This window comes from Actinomadura sp. 1N219, assembly GCF_044326405.1.
GTDB lineage: Bacteria > Actinomycetota > Actinomycetes > Streptosporangiales > Streptosporangiaceae > Spirillospora.
Map to the genome: position 1 here is coordinate 35,917 of NZ_JBIRAY010000004.1, position 18,927 is coordinate 54,843.

The 18,927-nt window shown below is 69.0% G+C and carries 21 protein-coding genes and 1 riboswitch; of the genes, 11 read left to right on the forward strand and 10 right to left on the reverse strand.

Annotated features, from left to right (window positions below; genetic code table 11):
- Positions 1-132 precede the first annotated feature (132 nt).
- From ACH35V_RS14960 to ACH35V_RS14970, 3 genes are all read left to right on the forward strand, one after another.
- Positions 133-1,227 carry an EcsC family protein gene (locus ACH35V_RS14960; RefSeq protein WP_395972782.1) on the forward strand — a complete coding sequence of 365 codons (1,095 nt, stop codon included), beginning with the start codon at positions 133-135 and terminating at the stop codon, positions 1,225-1,227.
- Positions 1,228-1,338: 111 nt separating this feature from the next.
- Positions 1,339-2,238 carry an SRPBCC family protein gene (locus ACH35V_RS14965; protein WP_395972783.1) on the forward strand — a complete coding sequence of 300 codons (900 nt, stop codon included), beginning with the start codon at positions 1,339-1,341 and terminating at the stop codon, positions 2,236-2,238.
- Positions 2,239-2,290: 52 nt separating this feature from the next.
- Positions 2,291-3,610: a hypothetical protein gene (locus ACH35V_RS14970; RefSeq protein ID WP_395972784.1), complete on the forward strand. Its 1,320-nt coding sequence runs from the start codon at positions 2,291-2,293 to the stop codon at positions 3,608-3,610.
- A gap of 26 nt (positions 3,611-3,636) precedes the next feature.
- Here the strand turns inward: ACH35V_RS14970 and ACH35V_RS14975 are convergent, their stop codons facing one another.
- Both ACH35V_RS14975 and ACH35V_RS14980 read right to left on the reverse strand, forming a co-directional pair.
- Complete coding sequence (locus tag ACH35V_RS14975) at positions 3,637-4,014, reverse strand: hypothetical protein (protein ID WP_395972785.1); 378 nt, start codon at positions 4,012-4,014, stop codon at positions 3,637-3,639.
- Positions 3,993-4,391 carry an ATP-binding protein gene (locus ACH35V_RS14980; protein WP_395972786.1) on the reverse strand — a complete coding sequence of 133 codons (399 nt, stop codon included), beginning with the start codon at positions 4,389-4,391 and terminating at the stop codon, positions 3,993-3,995. Before ACH35V_RS14980 ends, ACH35V_RS14975 begins: the two co-directional genes overlap by 22 nt.
- A gap of 154 nt (positions 4,392-4,545) precedes the next feature.
- On the opposite strand from ACH35V_RS14980, the gene ACH35V_RS14985 reads away from it, so the two are divergent.
- From ACH35V_RS14985 to ACH35V_RS14995, 3 genes are read left to right on the forward strand one after another with little or no spacing between them, the layout of a single operon-like run.
- Positions 4,546-5,358, forward strand: coding sequence for a helix-turn-helix domain-containing protein (locus ACH35V_RS14985; protein ID WP_395972787.1), 813 nt, complete (start codon positions 4,546-4,548; stop codon positions 5,356-5,358).
- Positions 5,349-5,534 (forward strand): DUF397 domain-containing protein, encoded by a 186-nt coding sequence (locus ACH35V_RS14990; protein ID WP_395972788.1) that lies wholly within the window; start codon positions 5,349-5,351, stop codon positions 5,532-5,534. Before ACH35V_RS14985 ends, ACH35V_RS14990 begins: the two co-directional genes overlap by 10 nt.
- A gap of 33 nt (positions 5,535-5,567) precedes the next feature.
- Positions 5,568-5,765, forward strand: a complete 198-nt coding sequence (locus ACH35V_RS14995; protein WP_395972789.1) for a DUF397 domain-containing protein — start codon at positions 5,568-5,570, stop codon at positions 5,763-5,765.
- Between the two features lie 21 nt (positions 5,766-5,786).
- Here the strand turns inward: ACH35V_RS14995 and ACH35V_RS15000 are convergent, their stop codons facing one another.
- Entirely contained in the window at positions 5,787-6,572 is a 786-nt protein-coding gene (locus ACH35V_RS15000; protein WP_395972790.1) for an SDR family NAD(P)-dependent oxidoreductase, read from the reverse strand.
- Positions 6,573-6,761: 189 nt separating this feature from the next.
- On the opposite strand from ACH35V_RS15000, the gene ACH35V_RS15005 reads away from it, so the two are divergent.
- A complete protein-coding gene (locus tag ACH35V_RS15005; protein WP_395972791.1) occupies positions 6,762-7,313 on the forward strand; it encodes a hypothetical protein in 552 nt (183 codons plus the stop codon).
- A gap of 65 nt (positions 7,314-7,378) precedes the next feature.
- On the opposite strand, the gene ACH35V_RS15010 is transcribed toward ACH35V_RS15005, so the two are convergent.
- Positions 7,379-8,035 carry a hypothetical protein gene (locus ACH35V_RS15010; protein ID WP_395972792.1) on the reverse strand — a complete coding sequence of 219 codons (657 nt, stop codon included), beginning with the start codon at positions 8,033-8,035 and terminating at the stop codon, positions 7,379-7,381.
- A gap of 243 nt (positions 8,036-8,278) precedes the next feature.
- Positions 8,279-8,488: riboswitch (cobalamin riboswitch) on the forward strand.
- 101 nt (positions 8,489-8,589) lie between these two features.
- On the opposite strand from ACH35V_RS15010, the gene metE reads away from it, so the two are divergent.
- On the forward strand, positions 8,590-10,872 hold the full coding sequence (metE, locus tag ACH35V_RS15015; protein ID WP_395972794.1) for a 5-methyltetrahydropteroyltriglutamate--homocysteine S-methyltransferase: 2,283 nt from the start codon (positions 8,590-8,592) through the stop codon (positions 10,870-10,872).
- 291 nt (positions 10,873-11,163) lie between these two features.
- Here the strand turns inward: metE and ACH35V_RS15020 are convergent, their stop codons facing one another.
- Positions 11,164-11,694, reverse strand: coding sequence for a MarR family winged helix-turn-helix transcriptional regulator (locus tag ACH35V_RS15020; RefSeq protein WP_395972796.1), 531 nt, complete (start codon positions 11,692-11,694; stop codon positions 11,164-11,166).
- 94 nt (positions 11,695-11,788) lie between these two features.
- Here ACH35V_RS15020 and ACH35V_RS15025 point away from each other — a divergent pair, with 94 nt between their 5' ends.
- Positions 11,789-12,751 (forward strand): superoxide dismutase, encoded by a 963-nt coding sequence (locus ACH35V_RS15025; RefSeq protein WP_395972797.1) that lies wholly within the window; start codon positions 11,789-11,791, stop codon positions 12,749-12,751.
- 70 nt (positions 12,752-12,821) lie between these two features.
- Here the strand turns inward: ACH35V_RS15025 and ACH35V_RS15030 are convergent, their stop codons facing one another.
- From ACH35V_RS15030 to ACH35V_RS15050, 5 genes are all read right to left on the reverse strand, one after another.
- Positions 12,822-13,592, reverse strand: coding sequence for an ATP-binding protein (locus ACH35V_RS15030; protein ID WP_395972798.1), 771 nt, complete (start codon positions 13,590-13,592; stop codon positions 12,822-12,824).
- 378 nt (positions 13,593-13,970) lie between these two features.
- Positions 13,971-14,168, reverse strand: a complete 198-nt coding sequence (locus ACH35V_RS15035) for a DUF397 domain-containing protein (protein ID WP_395972799.1) — start codon at positions 14,166-14,168, stop codon at positions 13,971-13,973.
- Between the two features lie 23 nt (positions 14,169-14,191).
- A complete protein-coding gene (locus tag ACH35V_RS15040) occupies positions 14,192-15,034 on the reverse strand; it encodes a helix-turn-helix domain-containing protein (RefSeq protein WP_395972800.1) in 843 nt (280 codons plus the stop codon).
- A gap of 139 nt (positions 15,035-15,173) precedes the next feature.
- On the reverse strand, positions 15,174-15,392 hold the full coding sequence (locus ACH35V_RS15045) for a DUF397 domain-containing protein (protein ID WP_395972802.1): 219 nt from the start codon (positions 15,390-15,392) through the stop codon (positions 15,174-15,176).
- Positions 15,389-16,219: an SAM-dependent methyltransferase gene (locus ACH35V_RS15050; RefSeq protein WP_395972803.1), complete on the reverse strand. Its 831-nt coding sequence runs from the start codon at positions 16,217-16,219 to the stop codon at positions 15,389-15,391. Before ACH35V_RS15050 ends, ACH35V_RS15045 begins: the two co-directional genes overlap by 4 nt.
- A gap of 255 nt (positions 16,220-16,474) precedes the next feature.
- Between ACH35V_RS15050 and ACH35V_RS15055 the strand changes: the two genes are divergently transcribed.
- Complete coding sequence (locus ACH35V_RS15055) at positions 16,475-17,932, forward strand: aminobutyraldehyde dehydrogenase (protein WP_395972804.1); 1,458 nt, start codon at positions 16,475-16,477, stop codon at positions 17,930-17,932.
- Positions 17,933-17,958: 26 nt separating this feature from the next.
- Positions 17,959-18,921: an agmatinase gene (gene speB, locus ACH35V_RS15060; RefSeq protein WP_395972805.1), complete on the forward strand. Its 963-nt coding sequence runs from the start codon at positions 17,959-17,961 to the stop codon at positions 18,919-18,921.
- The last annotated feature ends 6 nt before the right edge of the window (positions 18,922-18,927 follow it).

Genomic DNA, 18,927 nt, shown 5'->3' on the forward strand with positions numbered 1-18,927 from the left:
CACCCAGCCGTACTAGCCGTCCGGCTGTGGCCAGCCCCAGCATCCGGCACCGGCGGTCTAGTTGCGGAATCAGGCTGAGACACACCCCTCCGCACCGTCATCAGAGCAGCTAGACGGCCAGATTCACCACCAGTGAGCGAGAGCGGGCCGACCACCGAGACGCCCCGGGCACACCGACGGCCCGTCGAGCGGCAATTCCCGAACCGGCAATTAATGGCGGTTCTCTCGTTAGCCTTCGCCGATGTGAGCCAAAGCCCCGAAGAAGTCCGCGCGATGTCCCCCTACGAGGAGCGGCGGTGGGCGGATCTGCAGCGACATTGGGCGAAGAAGGTCGAGCGCCGCCAACTAATCCCGCCGAAGGCCCGAGCCGCGTTCGGTGAGGCCGGTGACCAAGTCAGGGGCGCCGCCCGGAAGGCCGGCAAGGTCGTCTCGGACGCAACGCCCCCGGTCATCAAGGACGGCATTGAGCGGGCAACCGACGCGGCACTGATCCCCGCCGTCAAAGGAGGGGTTCATCTCCTCGAACTCGTGACCGACTGGACGACCGAGCTCATGGCGCCCGAGAAAGTGCTGGAGCACCACCGAGCGGCAGGCCGCGACGTCGCGAAGCTGGAGGATCTCAAGGAATTCGACCTCGAACTCCTCGACGACTTCACCCGGAAAATGGCCCTGAAATGGCGCACGAGCGGAGCGCTTCAAGGTGGAGCGATGGGTGTGCTCGCGATGGTCCCGTTCGCGGGCGGCGTCGCAGCCGTCACCCTGGACGCGCTCGTGACGCACGTGCTGAGCACGGCCGTCGCGACGCGGGTCTGCTACGCCTACGGCTTCGACGTGACCGACGACGAGATGAGGCACCTTGTCGATCGAATGGTCCTGCGCGCCTACCGCAACCAAGCACCGAAGGCCAAGACCGTTCTGAAGGCCGGCGCGGCGTTCAACGCCGCCAAGAACCGGGTGCGGTGGAGCCAGAAGCTGCGAGACGACCACAAGCTGATGGCGGCGGTCGAGAGGCTCATGCAACAGTTCGCGAACGGCCGCGCGGTTCCAGTCGGCAAGGTCACGAAAGCCATGCCGGTGGTCGCGGTGTTCACCGGAGCTGGCACCAACGCGTACGTCCTTGGCGACGTCGTGCATCAGGCCCGCCTCTACGCCCAGACCCTCCACCTGGCCGAGAAGTACGGACTGCCGCTCCCCGAAAACCTCCGGCACCCCGACGACGGCGAGTGACCCGGCCGGACGGTAGATCTTTCGTTTTCGCTGCTCAGAGGCCGTCTTGTCGTTTTGTCTGGGTTTTCTCGGCTATGCCATCTAAGACGGAGGCAATGACGAAGCGAAGTGATGACCATGCCGGAGACAGGCACCGACGAACGCGCTGACGGCAGGACCGGCCAGCGCGGTCCCGTGGAGGGGCTCAAGGACGCCGGCCGGGAGTTCGTCCAGACGCTGATGGTGCGGACGCTGGAGAAGGCCAGCGGCAGGATCGAGGGGATGACCCGGCGGCTGAACGACGCCGCGGACGGCGATGGAGCCGGAAAGAAGGCAGCGGCGGCCGGCGCGGAGAAGCTCGCCAAGGGCGCGGGCCCACTGAAGGCGGGCCTCGGCGCGGGCGTGGCGGGCGCGAAGGAGAAGGCGAAGGAAGCCGTTGGCGGCGGCGGCTCCGGAAAGGACGGAGGCGCCGGAAAGGCGAAGGCCACCAACATCGTCGAGGAGTTCGACGTGGGCCTGCCGCGGCGCGTCGCCTACGACCAGTGGACGCGGTTCACCGACTTCCCGAGCTTCACCAAGAAGGTGGAGAGCGTCGAGCAGGAGTCCGACGAGAAGGTCAATTGGCGGGCGCAGATCCTCTGGTCCCACCGCAGCTGGGAATCCACGATCACCGAACAGGTCCCCGACGAGCGGATCGTGTGGACGTCCAAGGGCCCCCACGGATATGTCGACGGCGCCGTGACCTTCCACGAGCTGGCGCCCACCATGACGCGGGTCCTGCTGGTGGCCGAATACCACCCGGACGGATTCTTCGAGAAGACCGCGAACCTGTGGCGCGCCCAGGGCCGCCGCCTCCGCCTGGAATTCAAGAACGTCCAGCGCCACATGATGACGCAGACGCTCCTGAACCAGGAGGAGGTCGAGGGCTGGCGCGGTGAGATCCGCGACGGCGAAGTGGTCAGGACCCACGAGGATGCCGTCAAGGAGGAACAGGAGTCCGAAGGCCGGGACCGCGAGCACGGCCGGGCATAGACCCGCGTCCGCGGGTACGGCAATTCAAACGGACCGAATATCGGGGGAAACGATGGGCGACGACGCGTCCGGCAATCCGGAACCAGAACGCGAGCGGAACGCATCCGGCGACAGGCCGGAAGGTCTCACCGGCAGGCCCGTGACTCCCGACAGTCGGCCGCAACCGAGCGAGGGACCGGACGTCTATCTCGACGTACCGCAGCTCAAGGTGGACGAGATCTCCCTCGAAGTCGAGAACCTGGACGCGCACGTCTCACTCGTCGCCCAAGTCCTCGACCTGCTCAGGCTGAACGTCGGCGCGGACGTGTTCCTCGGCAAGGTCAAGCTGGACATCAAAGGCGTCGAGGCGCAGGCGCACCTAGAGGTCCGGCTCGACAACGTGGCCGTCATCGTCGACCGCGTCCTGACCACGCTCGACCGCAACCCCGAGATCCTCCAGCACATCGGCCGCGGTGTGGAGACCGCGGTCCGCGACATCGGCACCGGCACGGGCACCGCGGTGGGCGAGGTCGGCAGGGGCGCGAAGGGCGCCGTCCAGGACGTGGGCCGGGGCGCAGGCGGCGCAGTGGAAAGCGTCGGCGAGGGAACAGGCGGAGCCGTCCGGGACGTAGGCCGAGGCGCGGGCGGAGCCGTCCAGGACGTCGGCCGGGGCGCGGGCGGAGCCGTCCAAGACGTGGGCCAAGGCGCAGGTGGAGCCGTCCAGGACGTCGGCCAAGGCGCAGGCGGAGCCGTCCAAGACGTGGGCCAAGGCGCAGGTGGAGCCGTCCAAGACGTCGGCAAGGGCGCAGGCAAAGCAGCCCAAGACGTAGGCGCAGGCACCGGACGCGCAGCCGAGAGCACCGGACACGCAGCCGAAAACGCGGGCAGAGGCGCGGGCGGAGCAGCCGAGAGCGCCGGGCGCGCAGCCGAAAACGCGGGCGAAAGCGCAAGCGAGGCGGTCAACGGCACCGGCGACGAGGACGACACACACGAAGCCAAGTCCGACAGCGAGGAGAGCACGGACCTCCAGACCGCCCTGCACGGGACCGAGGAGTCCGTACGTGATCTCGGCCGGGCACTACTCCGGATGATCTCCCAGCAGCCCGCTCATCCGAAAAGGAGCCGACCGACCATGACTCATGACGGGCTCCCAGACGCAGAACGCCGCCGCACAGCCGACATCCTCTTCACAGCCAAGGTGAAAGCCGACGAACTCCGCTTCGATGTGGCCCCCGAAGTCTCGGTCGTGTTCACGGGGAACGCCAGCGGCGACTCCACGTCCGGCAGCGACCGCACCAACCTGCCAGACAAGGTCGAAGAGAACACCACCTACCGCGACATCGAAATCCACTACGCCATCGCGGCAAAACTGGACGCCCCTGACTCACCCTGAGTCGCGGACACACCGCACCGGACGGCCTACCAGGTGGCGGGGAACATGCGGTGCCTGAGAAGCGCGTCCACCTGCTCGGTGGCGTGCTTGGCGTCGCCGCAGGGCGAGAGGTAGCCGTGCCTGCCTCGTCCGGCCTCGTAGTAGCTCCAGGTACCGCCAGGCGTGGCGCGCACGCTCACCGCCACCTTGACGTGGTTGTCCGGGCTGAACGCGAAGACCCACAGCAGCGGCGGACGGATGGGGACCTCCTCAGCCTGGTAGACCTTGACGCACCTGTAGCCCTTGGACGCGACCGCCACGTCGAGCAGATCGAGGTAGTGAATCGCCGTGGCCCGCCCCAGACGCGTCCGCCACCGCAGCACGAACAGCTCCGCCCGGACGTTCAGCGGCCGCAACGAACCCATACGACCTTCCCCTCCCCGTCGAGCGACCGGACACCCCAGTCGCGGACGAGTTGCACCACCAGCAGCAGCCCCCGCCCGCTCGTGGACGCGTGGTCCTCGTCCCGGACGACCGGCGTCCCCACGCCCTCGTCCCCGACCTCGATCACGACCAGATCGTCCCGCTTGTCCGGGAAAACCCGCACCACGATCTGCCCGAATCCGACGTGCTTGTACGCATTCGTAACCAGTTCCGTAACCACGACCCGTCCAACGTAGTCGTCGTCGCACCCCAGTTCACGGAACCGCTCACTGAGATAGCGCCGCGCCTTGGCGGGCGCCTGGTCCGTCGGCTCCAGAACAAGCGCCGGCCTCTCCGGCGCAAAAGCCCCTGCTGTCATCGCTCCGCCCTCTGAACGTGTTGGGTCCTCATTTCTCTCAGTAAGCCACCCATCGACAGAGAGTTATTGTTAACCTTCGGAAAGACACAACATCTCGTCAGCGATCTTGTCGTTTCGGTAACGAGCGGTTTCGGCCGGTTGAGGAGTGACGATCATGGCATCCCCCCGACGACGTGCAGTGACGTCACCCGCGCTGGCGGCTTTTGGACGCCAGTTCAGGCGGTACCGAGAACGTGCTGGGTTGAGTCAGGCCCGCGTCGGGCAGCGCACCGGCAAGACCGCATCCTTCGTCTCGCAGGTCGAGAGCGGGAAGAAACGGTGCAAACGCCAGTTCGTCGAGATCATGGACCCGGAACTCAAGGCGGGCGGCGTCCTGCTCAACCTCTACGACGACCTCGCCAGGGACGACGGGCGCCTGGGCGTCCCTACCTGGTTCGACTGGCCCGAGGTAGAGGCCGAGGCCAACGTACTGACTTGGTGGGAGCACACCATCATCCCCGGCCTCCTCCAGAAAGAGCGCTACGCTCGCGCCTTCCTAGGGACCGATGAGAAGGTAGCGGCGCGCATGGCCCGTCAGGAGATCCTTACGCGCGATGTCCCCGCTCCCACCACTCTGCTTGCATTCGTGAGCGAGAATGCGCTCAGCACCCTCACCGGTTCGCCAGAGATCATGAGGGAGCAGCTAGAGCACTTGATAGTAATGAGCGAGCTACCGAACGTCACGATCCAAGTCGTCATGCACGATGATGGTGTTCCTGCCGCGACCGGTGGGGCGTTCATTCTCGCGACAATGAACGACCGGAGCGAGGTGGCGTATCTTGAGACGACAGTACGCGGCATCACGACCGAAGACGAGAACGATCTCACTGGGCTAGCTCAAGCTCTGAGGACATTGGGAAGCAAGGCTCTCCCGGCGAACATGACACGGGAGATGATAAGAAAGGTGATAGAAACCAAATGGACTTGAGCAACCTCACTTGGCGCAAAGCCATGAAGAGCGGCGAAAATGGTGGCGCTTGCGTAGAGGTCGCCAGCGATCCTGAGACCGTGGCTATCCGCGACAGCAAGGATCCTGAAGGCCCCAAACTCACCATGAGCCACACCGATTTCCGCCGCCTCACTCAGATCCTCAACAACATCTAGTAGCAAGCCGGTCTCCAGGAATGAGGTCGAGAAATGGACCTAAATCACTCCGCGTGGCGCAAGGCAAGCAAGTCCACAGAGAACGGCGGAGACTGCGTAGAAGTTGCCGCCGTTACTGAGAGTGTGGCCGTTCGGGATAGCAAAGATCCCGATGGGCCTAAGCTCATCCTGAGCCGCAGCGACTTTCGGCGTTTCGCGGAGACCCTCAAGGGTGAGTGTCTTCCATCCTGAAGCTGCAGGTGGGTGCGCGTGTTAGCTGGGAAACATTCCGGTGGCGTTGACGAAGGAACCGGTCACGGCGTCGGCCTTGTCGGAGGCGAGGAACGTGGCCAACTCCGCGATGTCGGCCAGGCGCGGTGAGCGGCGAAGCATCCGCATCTCATCCAACTGAGTGAGAAGTCCCTGAAAGGCCGCCTCATCCGCAAGGTTCAGGTTGTGGTCGGCCGTCCAGAGCTTTTCCGGCGACAAGGTGTCGGGAACTCCGGCCACCCACATGCCGAGGACGCGGACGCCGTGCGGCCCGACCTCGGCCGCGAGATTGCGGATGAAGGTGTCGATCGCCGCGTCGGCCGGTCCCGTGTTGCCCATCATCGGGCTGCCGTGAGCTGAGCCGCTGTTCAACGCCAGTATCACGCCGGATCCCTTTTCGATCATGTGCCGGGCCGCCGCCCGCGCGGTGATGAAGCTCGTCGTCACCCCGGTGGTGATGGCACGGGTGAAGTCGGCGGTGGTCATCTCGGCCAGCGGGATCCCCTGCACGTCCCCGCGCGTGATGAGGTTCAGGGACACATCGATGCTGCCTGCCGCGGCGACAACGCTCCTGGCGTGCTCGTCCACGGCCCGCTCGTCCAGGGCGTCGACCACGGCCACCTCAGCGACGCCACCGGCATCGGTGATCTCTCCGGCCACCGCATCGAGCTTGTCGCGGGTCCGCCCGGTCAGGAAGACTTTCGCCCCGTTGCGGGCGAAGGTCTTGGCGATACCGCCACCGAGCGAGCCGCCCCCGCCGTAGATGATGGCGTTCTTGTTCTCGAGCATGCTCATAACTCCCGTCGTCGCGCAGTCCGGTGATCACCATCACTCAGGTCATTCCGACCTTATCCAGGGTGACGTACGCCTGGATTTGACTCTTTCTTTGAGCCGCCCCCGGTGGTTGGTACCGCGTGCGTGCGGACGTGGGGGTGGGCGGGGTGGTTGTGGCGTGTTTAGGACACGAACCGCGCTGACATGAGCGGCATCTCATGGGTGTACGTGATCACCTCACTTACGGGGGAAAAGCTCATGCAAATCCGCACCAGAGGGCGCGCCGGCAAGGTCGGCGCGATGGCGACTGCCGCGGTCTTCGCCGTGACCGCGCCGGTAATGGCCGGGGGGCTCGTCTCACCGGCGCAAGCGACTACGGGGACGACGCCGTCCAAGGCGCCTGCGCAGGCGTCGCAACTGCGAGGGGAATGGAAGTCGCTGACCGACCGCCAGCCAGTGGACGGCGACGACGGCGGCGTCAGCGGCTATGCGCACCGGTACTGGTCCGGCGATGCCGGCGACACCTGGGCGGAAGTCAGGTTCAGGGCCCGTGGCGAGAAATGGGGCGTCGCCAACAGCACGGGCACAACGGCCTACTTCTTCGCGTGGGTCAACAACAAGATCTACTTCCAGTGGAAGCTCAAGCCCAACGAGCGTAAGAACTGGACCGGCGGCTTCCGCGAGGGGCTCCCGGTCAAGATCCAGGTCTGCGTGAACAGCCGAGGCTGCGCCACGCAGGACAATCTCCGCACCTGACCAGCGCCTTTGGTTCAGGGAGGACGTCCCGGACGTCCTCCCTGAACGGCGTGGACGTCACCGGGTCACGTGGTCTTGAACGAGGAGATCTTGTTGTTCAAGCCGGTGAGCTCGATGTCGTGGTCGCGGTATTTCTTGAAGTGCTTGCCGTCGTATCCCTTGCCGTTCCATGCCTTCATGTCGCAGCGGTTGCGGGTGACGAATGAACTTGCCCTGTCATTCCAGCCGAGGTCGCCGAGATCCGGCTGGACGCCGTCCACGTCCCCCTTCTTTTTCGTGCATTTGCCCTCGGACCCCAGCCTGATCGACGGTTTGGCGTAGCCGCTCGGGTCGTAGAGGATGACATGCACTTTCCATGCCGACGTGGCCTGCCTGGCATTGGCGTAGGCGTCGGCTTCCTGCTCGGTCTGGAAGCACCTCATGGACGTGGTGTCCATCTCGGCCACGCACTGCTGGTGCGTGGCCGTCTCCATGAGGGTGGAGCCCGTGACGGACGGGGCGGCGGCGGCCGACGCGCCCAAGGCGAGAACGGTCGAGGTAAGGGCGGCGACACCGGCGCCGACGATGCCCAGTCTGGCGGTCGTGGAAATGGCACTCATGAATGAGCCCTCCGGAAATGCTGGCATGCGAAACAGAATCGACGTCCTTGAAAGGGACGTGCCGGGTTCAGCGGCAAACGGCGCCAGCCCGCTGAGATGGGGAGCGTGAATCACCACGGTCACCGCACATGCGCCCATTAACAAGATCATTGGCCGCATTCGGACAGACCATGTCACCGACTCTGGAATCGTCACATTCGCGGTCAGCTCAACCACTGGGTACGTCGCGCCTGGCTCTCGCGGGCGCCGGAGCGGCTGGTGGCGCGAGCGGCCGCCGGGGACGCCGGGGACGTCGCGGAGTCGGGCCGAAGGCCGTCGCGTTCACTGCGAGGCGCTCGCCTGAGTTCACCGGGTCGAGGTGTCGATAGACTCCGGATTGCGGACGGTTCACTCGGTTTCGAGTGTCGTAAGAGGGAACCCGGTGCGAATCCGGGACTGCCCCGCAGCGGTGAGTGGGAACGACCGCCGTCATCACGCACTGGGCCTGACGGCCTGGGAAGCGACGGTTAGTAGGACGCTTCTTCCGGGAAGCGATGCCCGCGAGTCCGAAGACCTGCCTCCGCCCGCGCGCCGCCCGGCGCGCGGTGGTCTGCGGCCTCGCGGGAAGGTCAGCGGCGTACGGTCCATCGTGCGCACCTCCCCGCGCGTCCGCCAATGGCACAGCGAGGGAAAGCGCCATGAACACGACGATCCTGGGATATCCCCGAATCGGGCCGCGCCGGGAGCTGAAGTTCGCCACCGAGGACTTCTGGGCCGGACGCGCCGACGCCGACGCGCTCGCCAAGACGGGTGCCGAGCTGCGCGCAAACGTCTGGACGAGCCTGCGCGACGCCGGTCTAAACGCGATCCCGTCCAACACGTTCTCGTTCTACGACCAGGTGCTCGACACGAGCGTGCTCGTCGACGCCGTCCCCGACCGGTATCGCCATCTGCGCGGGCTCGACCGGTACTTCGCGATGGCGCGCGGGGTGCAGGACGTCCCGCCGCTGGAGATGACGAAGTGGTTCGACACGAACTACCACTACATCGTCCCGGAGCTGGGCCCGGGCACGCGGTTCCGGCTGGCGGACGGCTCGGCGGCCAAACCGCTGGTCGAGTACCGGGAGGCCAAGGCGCTCGGGATCGAGACGCGGCCGGTGCTCGTCGGGCCGCTCACCTACCTGCTGCTGGCCAAGCCGGCGGAGGACGCGCCGGGCGAATTCCGGCCGCTCGATCTGCTCGACGGGCTCATCGACGTGTATGCGGAGGTGTTGGAACGGCTGGCGGGATCGGGCGCCGAATGGGTTCAGCTGGACGAGCCCGCCCTCGTCGCCGACCGCAGCGAGGAGGAGATCGCGGCGCTCGCTCGTGCGTATGCGCGGCTGGGGCGGTTGACGAGCAGGCCGCGGCTGATGGTCGCCACGTACTTCGGCACGATCGGCGCGGACGCGTTGCGCGTCCTGGCGGGCAGCCGTGTCGAGGCGGTCGGCCTGGACTTCGCGGCCGGGCCGGACAACCTCGACGTCCTCGCGTCGGTCGGCGGGCTGCCGCGCAAGACGCTCGTCGCCGGTGTGGTGGACGGACGGAACGTATGGCGCGCCGACCAGCGCCGCGCCAAGGCCACCTGCGCGTCGCTGCTCGGGCTCGTCGATCAGATCGTGGTGAGCACGTCGTGCTCGCTGCTGCACGTCCCCATCGACCTGGACGCCGAGACCTCGCTCGACCCGGGCGTCCGAGGACGGCTCGCGTTCGCGCGGCAGAAGGTCGCGGAGGTCGTCGCGGTCGGGCGGGCGCTGCGCGAAGACGGCCCGTTGCAGGGGCTGGAGGACGGCCCGTCCCCGGCCGAGACGCCGGCGCCGCCCGCGAGCGTTGACCAGGGCGTCCGCGCCCGGCTGGACTCGCTCGGCGACGGGACGGGCCGCGGCGACCGCGCCGTCCGGTTCGCCGCGCAGCGGGACGAGCTGGGCCTGCCCGCGCTGGCGACGACGACGATCGGCTCGTTCCCGCAGACCCCCGAGATCCGCCGCGCCCGCGCCGACCTCCGCGCCGGACGCCTCACCGCCGACGCCTACGAGCAGACGATGAAGGACGAGATCGCCCGCGTCATCGCGCTGCAGGAGGACCTCGGCCTGGACGTCCTCGTCCACGGCGAGCCCGAACGCAACGACATGGTGCAGTACTTCGCCGAGCAGCTCGACGGGTACGCCGCCACGGAGCACGGGTGGGTGCAGTCGTACGGGTCGCGGTACGTCCGGCCGCCGATCCTGCACAGCGACGTCGCGCGGCCGCGTCCGATGACGGTGGAGTGGGCGACGTACGCGCAGTCGCTGACGAGCAAGCCGGTCAAGGGCATGCTGACCGGCCCGGTGACGATGCTGGCCTGGTCGTTCGTGCGGGACGACCAGCCGCTCGCCGACACCGCCCGGCAGATCGCCCTCGCGCTGCGGGACGAGATCGCCGACCTGGAGGCGGCCGGGATCCGCGTCATCCAGGTGGACGAGCCCGCGCTGCGCGAACTGCTGCCGCTGCGGGGCGCCGACCGTCCGGCCTACATGGAGTGGGCCGTCGGCGCGTTCCGCCTCGCGACCTCGGGCGTCGCGGACACGACGCAGATCCACACGCACATGTGCTACTCCGAGTTCGGCGAGATCATCGGCGCGATCGGGGCGCTGGACGCCGACGTGACCAGCGTCGAGGCGGCCCGCTCGCACATGGAACTCGTCGCCGACCTGCGCGCCGCCGGGTACGAGAACGGCATCGGGCCGGGGGTGTACGACATCCACTCGCCGCGCGTCCCCGGCGCCGACGAGATCGAGGAGAACCTGCGGCGCGCGCTACGGGCCGTCGACCCCGGACGGCTCTGGGTCAACCCCGACTGCGGCCTGAAGACCCGCGCCTACCCCGAGACGGAAGCGTCCCTGCGAAACCTGGTCACGGCCGCCCGCCGCGTCCGCGCCGACGTCACGCCCACGACCAACTGACCCCCGTCCGACCAGCGCAAAGGCCGACCCCGACGGGACGTCCCGCCGGGGTCGGCCTGTGCTGATCTGGAAGCGGGGCTCCAAGGCCGCCCAGCGTGCCGGAGGTCGCGTGCGTCGTCGCCGAGCCCGAACAGCAGCGTGACGGCAAGCCGACACGACCGCCAGACCACGTCCGACCCAGCACGACAGGCCGGCCCCTGCGAGACTCCCGGGGTCGGCCTGGTGCTGGTCTGCGGGCGGGTCTCAAAGGCCGCCTGGCGTGCCGGGGGTCGCGTGACTCGTCGCCGAGGGTCAGGGGTCGCCTAGTGGGCGGGGGGCGGTCGACTCGTCGCCGAGGCTTAGGAGGAGGGTGCGCAAGGTCGCGGCCAGGTCGTCCTGCTGGTGCTGGTCGAGTGCGGCGAGGATGCGCTGTTCGTTGTCGAGGTGGGCGGCGACGGCTCGGTCGATGAGGTCGCGGCCGGTGGGGGTGAGGGCGACGAGGACGGTGCGCCGGTTGGCCGGGTCGACGTCGCGCGTGATGTAGCCCTTGGCGACGAGCCGGTCGAGCCGGTTGGTGACGGCGCCCGAGGTCACCATCGAGGAGCGGGCCAGCATGCCGGCGGTCATCCCGTCTTGCGAGCCGCCGCGGCGGAGGGTGGCCAGGACGTCGAACTCGCCCCTTTCCAGCCCGAACTCGCTGAAGAGCGCCTTGAGCTCGCGTTCGACGAGCCGGGTCACCCGGGACAGGCGGCCGAGAACCCGCATGGGGGACGCGTCCAGGTCCGGGCGGGCGCGGGCCCACTGCTCCACGATGAGGTCCACGGCGTCACGTTCCTGCTCCACGACCTCCACCTCTCAACGTTGAAGTGTTTGACGCCAAGGTATCACCGGCGTACGGTCTTCAGTGTTGAACATTTCAGCGTTGAAAGGTCCTCCCGTGCGACGTTCAAGAATCTCCGCTCTGCTCGCGCTCCCGCTCGTCCTGGCCGGGACGTTGAGCGCGCCTGCCCAGGCCGCCGCCGACCAGACCGCCGCCGTCGACCCGTTCCCGTCCACGATCCGGCTGCCGGACGGGTTCCAGCCCGAGGGGATCGCGACCGGGCCCGGCCCGTTCGCCTACGTCGGCTCCATGGCCGACGGCTCCGTCTACCGCGCCGACCTGCGCACCGGACGCGGCGCGATCCTCAGCCGCGGGCCCGGCCCCGGCACGCAGGCGCTCGGGATGAAGACCGACGCGCACGGACGGCTGTTCGTAGCGGGCGGCGCGGGCGGTGACGCGCGGGTCATCGACACCCGCACCGGCAAGCTGCTGGCCTCTTACCGGCTGGCCACCGGCGCGACCTTCGTCAACGACGTGATCCTCACGCAGGGCGCCGCCTGGATCACCGACTCCACCAACCCGGTGCTCTACAAGCTGCCGCTGGACGGGGGACGGCTGCCGGACGACGCCGTCCGGATCCCGCTGACCGGCGACCTCGTCTACCAGACCGGGCCCGGCAGCGCCGCCTTCAACGCCAACGGCATCACGCCCACCCCGGACGGCCGGGGCCTGCTCGTCGTGCAGGGGAACACCGGCGGACTGTTCCACGTCGACCCGGCGTCCGGCACGACCCGCCGCGTGGACCTGCACGGCGAGTCGCTCTCGGAAGGCGACGGCATGCTGCTGCACGGCCGGACGTTGTACGCCGTCCAGAACCGGTTCAACACCGTGGCCGTCCTGCGGCTGAACGCGGCGGGCACCGAAGGGCGCGTCGTGCGGCGGGTGACGGACAGCCGGTTCGACCTGCCGACGACCATCGCCGCGTTCGGCTCCCGGCTGTACCTGCCGAACATCCAGTTCTTCAGCACGGAACCGACCCCGCACGTCTCGTACGACGCCGTCGCCATTCCGCGTCCCTGAGCGGCCGTCGGAACGGTGCCGCATGGCCTGACCGCCGCTCTCCGGTGCGGTCAGGCTACGCGGCCCCCTCCTACTCCCGGTCGTCCAGGGCCTCGTAGAGCCGGACGACCTGCTCGCACACCTCCGTGATGTCGGAGACGGGGAGCTTTCCGGTCTCGCCGGAGCGTGCGCACCAGCGGAACGTCGCGGTCTCGCACCACACGGTCAGATCGCCGGGACCGGTGAGCATGCTGACGCCGAGCTCGTCCTTGCGCCTGAGACGGCCGACGCCGCGCTGGACGAGGAGCGTCTCCAGGTTCCGCATCGCCTGCGGCCCGTCGACCTGCCGGGCGTGGCGGCGGCCGGGCACGGTGCGGGTGATGGGCAGCGCGAACCAGGTGGCCTTGCCCCGGACGGCCGGGGAGCCCAGCCGGGACCGGGACGGGTGATGCCCCCACCGGCCGTCCGCCAGAATCCGGATGATCTCCAGGCCGCGGCCGTGCTCGTGCACGTCACCGGCCGTCTCGCGGCGGCGGCGCCATTGCCGGAGCGTGTCGAACGCCTTGACGACCAGCTCGTCGCGGCCCCGCTCGCCGCTCCGCTGGTACACCCACAGCTCGGCCCCCGGGAGCCCGTCGCCGGAGGCGGACGTGGCGTGCTGCAGCACGTTGGTCGCCAGCTCGCTGACCATGATGGCGAGGTCGTGGACGTCCCGGACGGACAGCCCGAGCGCGGGCAGCAGCCCCTTGACCTGGGACCGCGCCACCGCGGCGATGGACTCGTCGCCCGGCAGGGGAAGGACGGCGCAGCCGCCGTCCTCCAGCCTCCAGGGAATCCCGCACACTGCCGCGGTCTTCGTCATGACGCCCACTCTCCGAGTTTCGCGGAGCCATCGGTGTGATTCAGACATTCGCGACATGAACCTCAGTGGTTCGCGACTCGCTATGTGTGAATCACAGATCCAAGCTTCGCACATTCCCGCGGCCGAAACCCGGTTCACGACAAAGGTTCCGCAACTGCAAATGAGACGTTCACCGATACGCCCGAAGGCGCCCAGAACAGTCCTGCCCGGAGTGATCGAAGCATGTACCGGCGGACACGGGACGGTTCGTCCCCCGCGCTGTAGCGTGGACGGCGCCTGAGAGAGGGCCGCACACGTGAAGATCCCCCAGGGGTGCAGCCCTGGGGGATCCAGTGTGCGGCCCGGCGTCCAGCGCACCCGGGTCGCGCTTTCCGCCGGTCAGCGGTCGTATCGGCCGGCCCGCACGTCGTCGAGGAACGAGGCGAACACCGTCCGGGGGACGACGTGCGCCCCGGCCTCCGGCGTCTTGCTGTCACGCAGCCCCGTGGCCGTCTCGAGGTCGGCGACCTCGACGCAGCCCCCGTTGCTGCTCGCGCTCGCGGTGGCCTTGAACCACCGTGCCTGAGAGAGGTTCATGTCGCTTCTTCTCCAGGTAAGTCTTACTCCAGTGTCGCGATCAGTTTCTCCAGGTGCTCCGCGGTGTCGGCGGTGCTCAAGGCCGCCGCGCGGATCTGCTCGAAGATCTGGTCATAGGCCTCCACTTTGCCGGGGGTGTCGATCTCCTGGATGTCGGCGTCGTTCTCGAGGAAGACCACGGGCGGCTCGTCGCCCGGGAACCGGAAGATGTTGACCAGCGTCGACATGCCGGGGTGCAGGCCGTCCGACAGGCGGAGCAGCCGCAGCTCGACGTTCGGGCGCGCGGACGCGGTCAGCAGGTGGCGGAGCTGGGCGCGGCGATCGCCCGCATCGCCCCACTCGTACATCAGCGACGCCTCGGTGATCAGGGCGATGAGCTGCGGGGCCGTGCCGTCGGCACGGTCCAGGACCTGCTGCCTCCGGAGCCGCGCCCGCAGCGCCCGCTCGCGCCACTCCGGGGACTTCGTCCCGGACGCCAGCAGGGCCTGCATGTAGGGCAGCGTCTGCAGCAGGCCCGGCAGCACCAGCGGCATGATGACCCGGATGCTGGACGCGTCGCCCTCGTAGCCCGGGAACTCGTTCTCGAACACGTCGGAGTACTCGCGCCACCAGGCCCGCTGCCGCGCCTGCGCCGCGAGCTCCTCCAGCTCGTTGAGGTCGCTGCCGTCGTAGATGCGCGCCAGGTCGCGGATGTCGCTCAGCTCGGGCCGCACCCAGGTGTTGGCCTCGAACCGGCCGACCTTGCCCCGGCCCCAGTTCAGCCGGTCGCACACCTGGTTGGCCGTGTATCCCGCCTCGACGCGCAGGTCCCTCAGACGGCGTGCCAGCCCCCGCTTGGCGATGGTGGCCCCGTAAGCCTCGCTCAACGGAACCACCTCCCTTGACAGACGACCGCCATCAGCATACGCCTTCCGAATTTGTGAATCACAGATACGGCACCGGATTCAAAGCGCCGGTCCAGGACCCGGCGCCAGTTCGGGACGCCGTTCAGGACGCGACGCCGGTTCAGGACGCCGCGTCGTCGAACTCGCCCTTCTTCACCCCGTCGAGGAAGCAGGCCCACTCGTTCTCGTCGAACACCGAGATCAGGTCGCCGGACGTGCGCACCAGCGTCCATTCGCCGGTGAACGCCACCTCGATCGCGCCCTCGTCGTTTCCGGAGCGCTTCCAGTCGAGGGCGTCCGGGTCGACGCCCAGGTCTTCCACGGTCGGCTTTCGCGTCATGGGTTCTTCCTCGCCACAGCACAGTATCCCCAGCGTGAGCCCTCACTGTCGGCCGCCTCGGGGTCCTCGGCGCCCCATTCTCCGAGGTAGCAGATCTCCGCCGGCGCGCCCTCGTACGGCGGGACGATCTCCAGCCCGGCGAAGAAGCGCTCGATCTCCGCGCGGGGCCGCGGGTAGGCGCCGCCGGACGACGACCTGGCGAACACCTTCTTGAGGTCGTCGATCGCGCCCTCCACCTGCCGGTCGCTGGTCACGGCGGACAGGGCGAGGTAGCTTCCCGGCGCCAGCCGGCGCATGTACTCCTGGATGAGGCCCCAGGGGTCGTCCTCGTCCGAGATGAAGTGGGTCAGGGTCACCAGCAGCAGCGCCGCCGGCTCCGTGAGGTCGATCATCGCGCGGGTCTCCTCGTTCCCGAGCAGCGCGTCCGGGTCGCGGAAGTCGGCGGTGATGCAGGCCGTGCCCGGGACGTCCCGCAGCAGCGTCTTCGCGTGCATCTCGACCAGCGGGTCGAAGTCGGCGTACAGGATCCGGGCGTCGGGCGCGACCGCCTGCACGGCGTCGTGCGTGTTGTTGCCCGTCGGCAGTCCGGCGCCGACGTCGATGAACTGCCGGACGCCGTTCTCGGCGAGCCACCGCACGGAACGCTGCAGGAACCCGCGGTTGGCCCAGGCGGTGTCCACCATGTCGGGCATGGCCTGGCGGACCCTCTCCGCGGCCTCGCGGTCGACCTTGTAGTTGGCCGTGCCGCCGAGGATGTAGTCGTAGATGCGGGCCGGGCTGGGGACGGTGATGTCCACCCCGGGGGGAGCCTGCTCGATCTCGTCCACTGAATGCGCCTCCGTTGCCGCGATTTGTGATGCACGAATTATGAAACAGCTTCCCCGCCCCGGCGATCGTTACGGCCCCGAAGGGACGAAACGTACAACCGGCCCGGCCGGACGGGTCCATTCGCACGGCGAGGAGCGCGGGGGCGGCTTCCTAGCATGGCCGCGAAGCGTCATGGCGAGCCGATCGTGGCAGGCAGGACGCGGCGAGCAGCGGACGCGGTGATCGGAGGGGACGCGGTGATCGGAGGGGGCGCGATGAGTGGCGGGACCGAGCTGCGGAACTTCATCGACGGCGAGTTCACCGCGCCGTCCGGCGGCGGGCGGATGGAGATCGTCGACCCGGTGGCCGGGGAGGTCTACGCGACGGCGCCGCGATCGGGCGCGGACGACGTCGACCGGGCCTGCGCGGCGGCGCGGCGGGCGTTCGCCGGGTGGCGCCGGACGACCCCCGCCGAACGGATGGCCCACCTGCTCCGCATGGCGGACGCGATCGAACGCAACGCGGGCGACCTCATCGCGGTCGAGTGCCGCGACACCGGCAAGCCGCTGGCGCTGACGCTGCGCGAGGAGGTCGCGCCGATCGTCGACCAGCTCCGGTTCTTCGCGGGGGCGGCCCGGATGCTCGAAGGCAAGGCGACGGCGGAGTACGTGCGCGGGCACGAGTCGTCCGTCCGGCGGGAGCCGGTGGGGGTCGTCGGGGCGATCGCGCCGTGGAACTACCCGGCGATGATGGCGGTCTGGAAGTTCGGTCCCGCGCTGGCGGCGGGGAACACGGTGGTGCTGAAGCCGTCCGACACGACCCCGGCCAGTGCCCTGTACCTGGCCGAACTGTTCGCCGAGATCCTGCCGCCCGGGGTTTTCAACGTGGTGTGCGGCGACCGGGAGACGGGCGCGGCGCTGGCCGCGCATCCCGTTCCGGCGATGGTGTCGATCACCGGGAGCACGGCGGCGGGACGGGCCGTCGCCCGGTCCGCGGCCGACACGGTCAAGCGCGCCCATCTGGAACTCGGCGGCAACGCGCCCGTGCTGGTCTTCGGCGACGCCGACATCGAGGCGGCGGCGGAGGGCGTCGGGTTCGCGGGCTACTTCAACGCCGGGCAGGACTGCACGGCCGCGACCCGGGTGATCGTGGCGGAGGACGCGCACGACGCGTTCGTGGACGCCCTCGTCCAGCAGGCGCGTGCGGTCGGGTTCTCGCCGGACGAGCCGGATGAGCTTGACGATGGCGCGCTCTACATTCCGCCGCTCAACAACCCTGACCAGCTCGCCCACGTCGGCGGGCTGGTCGCGCGGGCGCCGTCGCACGCGAAGGTGCTGGTCGGCGGCGAGCCCGCCGGGCCCGGCTACTTCTACCGGCCGACCGTCGTGGACGGGGTCAGCGCGTCCGACGAGCTGAGCCGCACCGAGATCTTCGGACCGGTCGTCACCGTGCAGACGTTCAGCGGCGAGGCCGACGCGGTCCGGCAGGCCAACGACTCGCCGTACGGGCTGGCGTCCAGCGTGTGGACGCGCGACCACGCGCGGGCGCTGCGCGTGTCCGGCGCCATCGACGCCGGGCATGTCGGGGTCAACTGCCATCTGCCGCCCGTCCATGAAATGCCGCACGGCGGCGTCAAGCAGTCGGGTTACGGCAAGGATCTGTCGCTCTACTCCGTCGAGGAGTACACGCGCGTGAAGCACGTCCTGTCCGCGCTCGGCGAGGAGCACGGGTGACCCCTGAGTCTGGAGGCCGCGACCCCATGACGGACGCACCCAAAATCGGGCCGACCGACGCGACGAAGGTGCCCCGGTACGCCGAACCGGGGACGTTCGCGCGGCTGCCGCGCACCGACCAGGTCGATCACGTGGACGTGGCGATCGTCGGGGTGCCTTTCGACACCGGCGTCTCCTACCGTCCGGGCGCGCGGTTCGGGCCGGGGCACGTCCGCGCGTCGTCGAAGCTGCTGCGGCCGTACCATCCGCCGCTGGACGTGGAGCCGTTCGGCGTCCAGCAGGTCGCGGACGCGGGCGACATCGGCGTGAACCCGTTCGACATCGAGGACGCGATCCGCACGATCGAGCGGCGGTCGGACGAGCTGCGCGCGGACGGCGCGAAGCTCCTGACGCTCGGCGGCGACCACACGATCGCGCTGCCGCTGCTCCGGTCGCTGCACCGCGACCACGGCCCGATCGCCGTGCTGCACTTCGACGCGCACCTCGACACCTGGGACACCTACTTCGGCGCCCCCTACACGCACGGCACGCCATTCCGAAGGGCCGCCGAGGAGGGGCTGCTCGACCCCGAGCACTGCATGCACATCGGCATCCGCGGGCCGCTGTACTCGCGGGAGGACCTGGTGGACGACGGCGTGCTCGGGTTCCAGGTCGTCCGCGCCGACGACTACGAGACCGGCGGGATCGCCGCCGCCGTCGAGCGGATGCGGGCGCGGCTGGGCGACCGTCCGGTGTACGTGTCGGTCGACATCGACGTGCTGGACCCGGCGCACGCGCCCGGCACCGGCACCCCGGAGGCGGGCGGGCTGACCAGCAGGGAGCTGCTCGGCACGCTGCGCGGCCTGGCCGGGGCGAACCTGGTGGGCGCGGACGTCGTCGAGGTCGCGCCCGCCTACGACCATGCCGAGATCACCGGAATCGCCGCAGCTCACGTCGGGTACGAGCTGCTGAGCGTGCTCGCCGTCGAGCATCGGACGAAGGGGGACTGAGCCCGG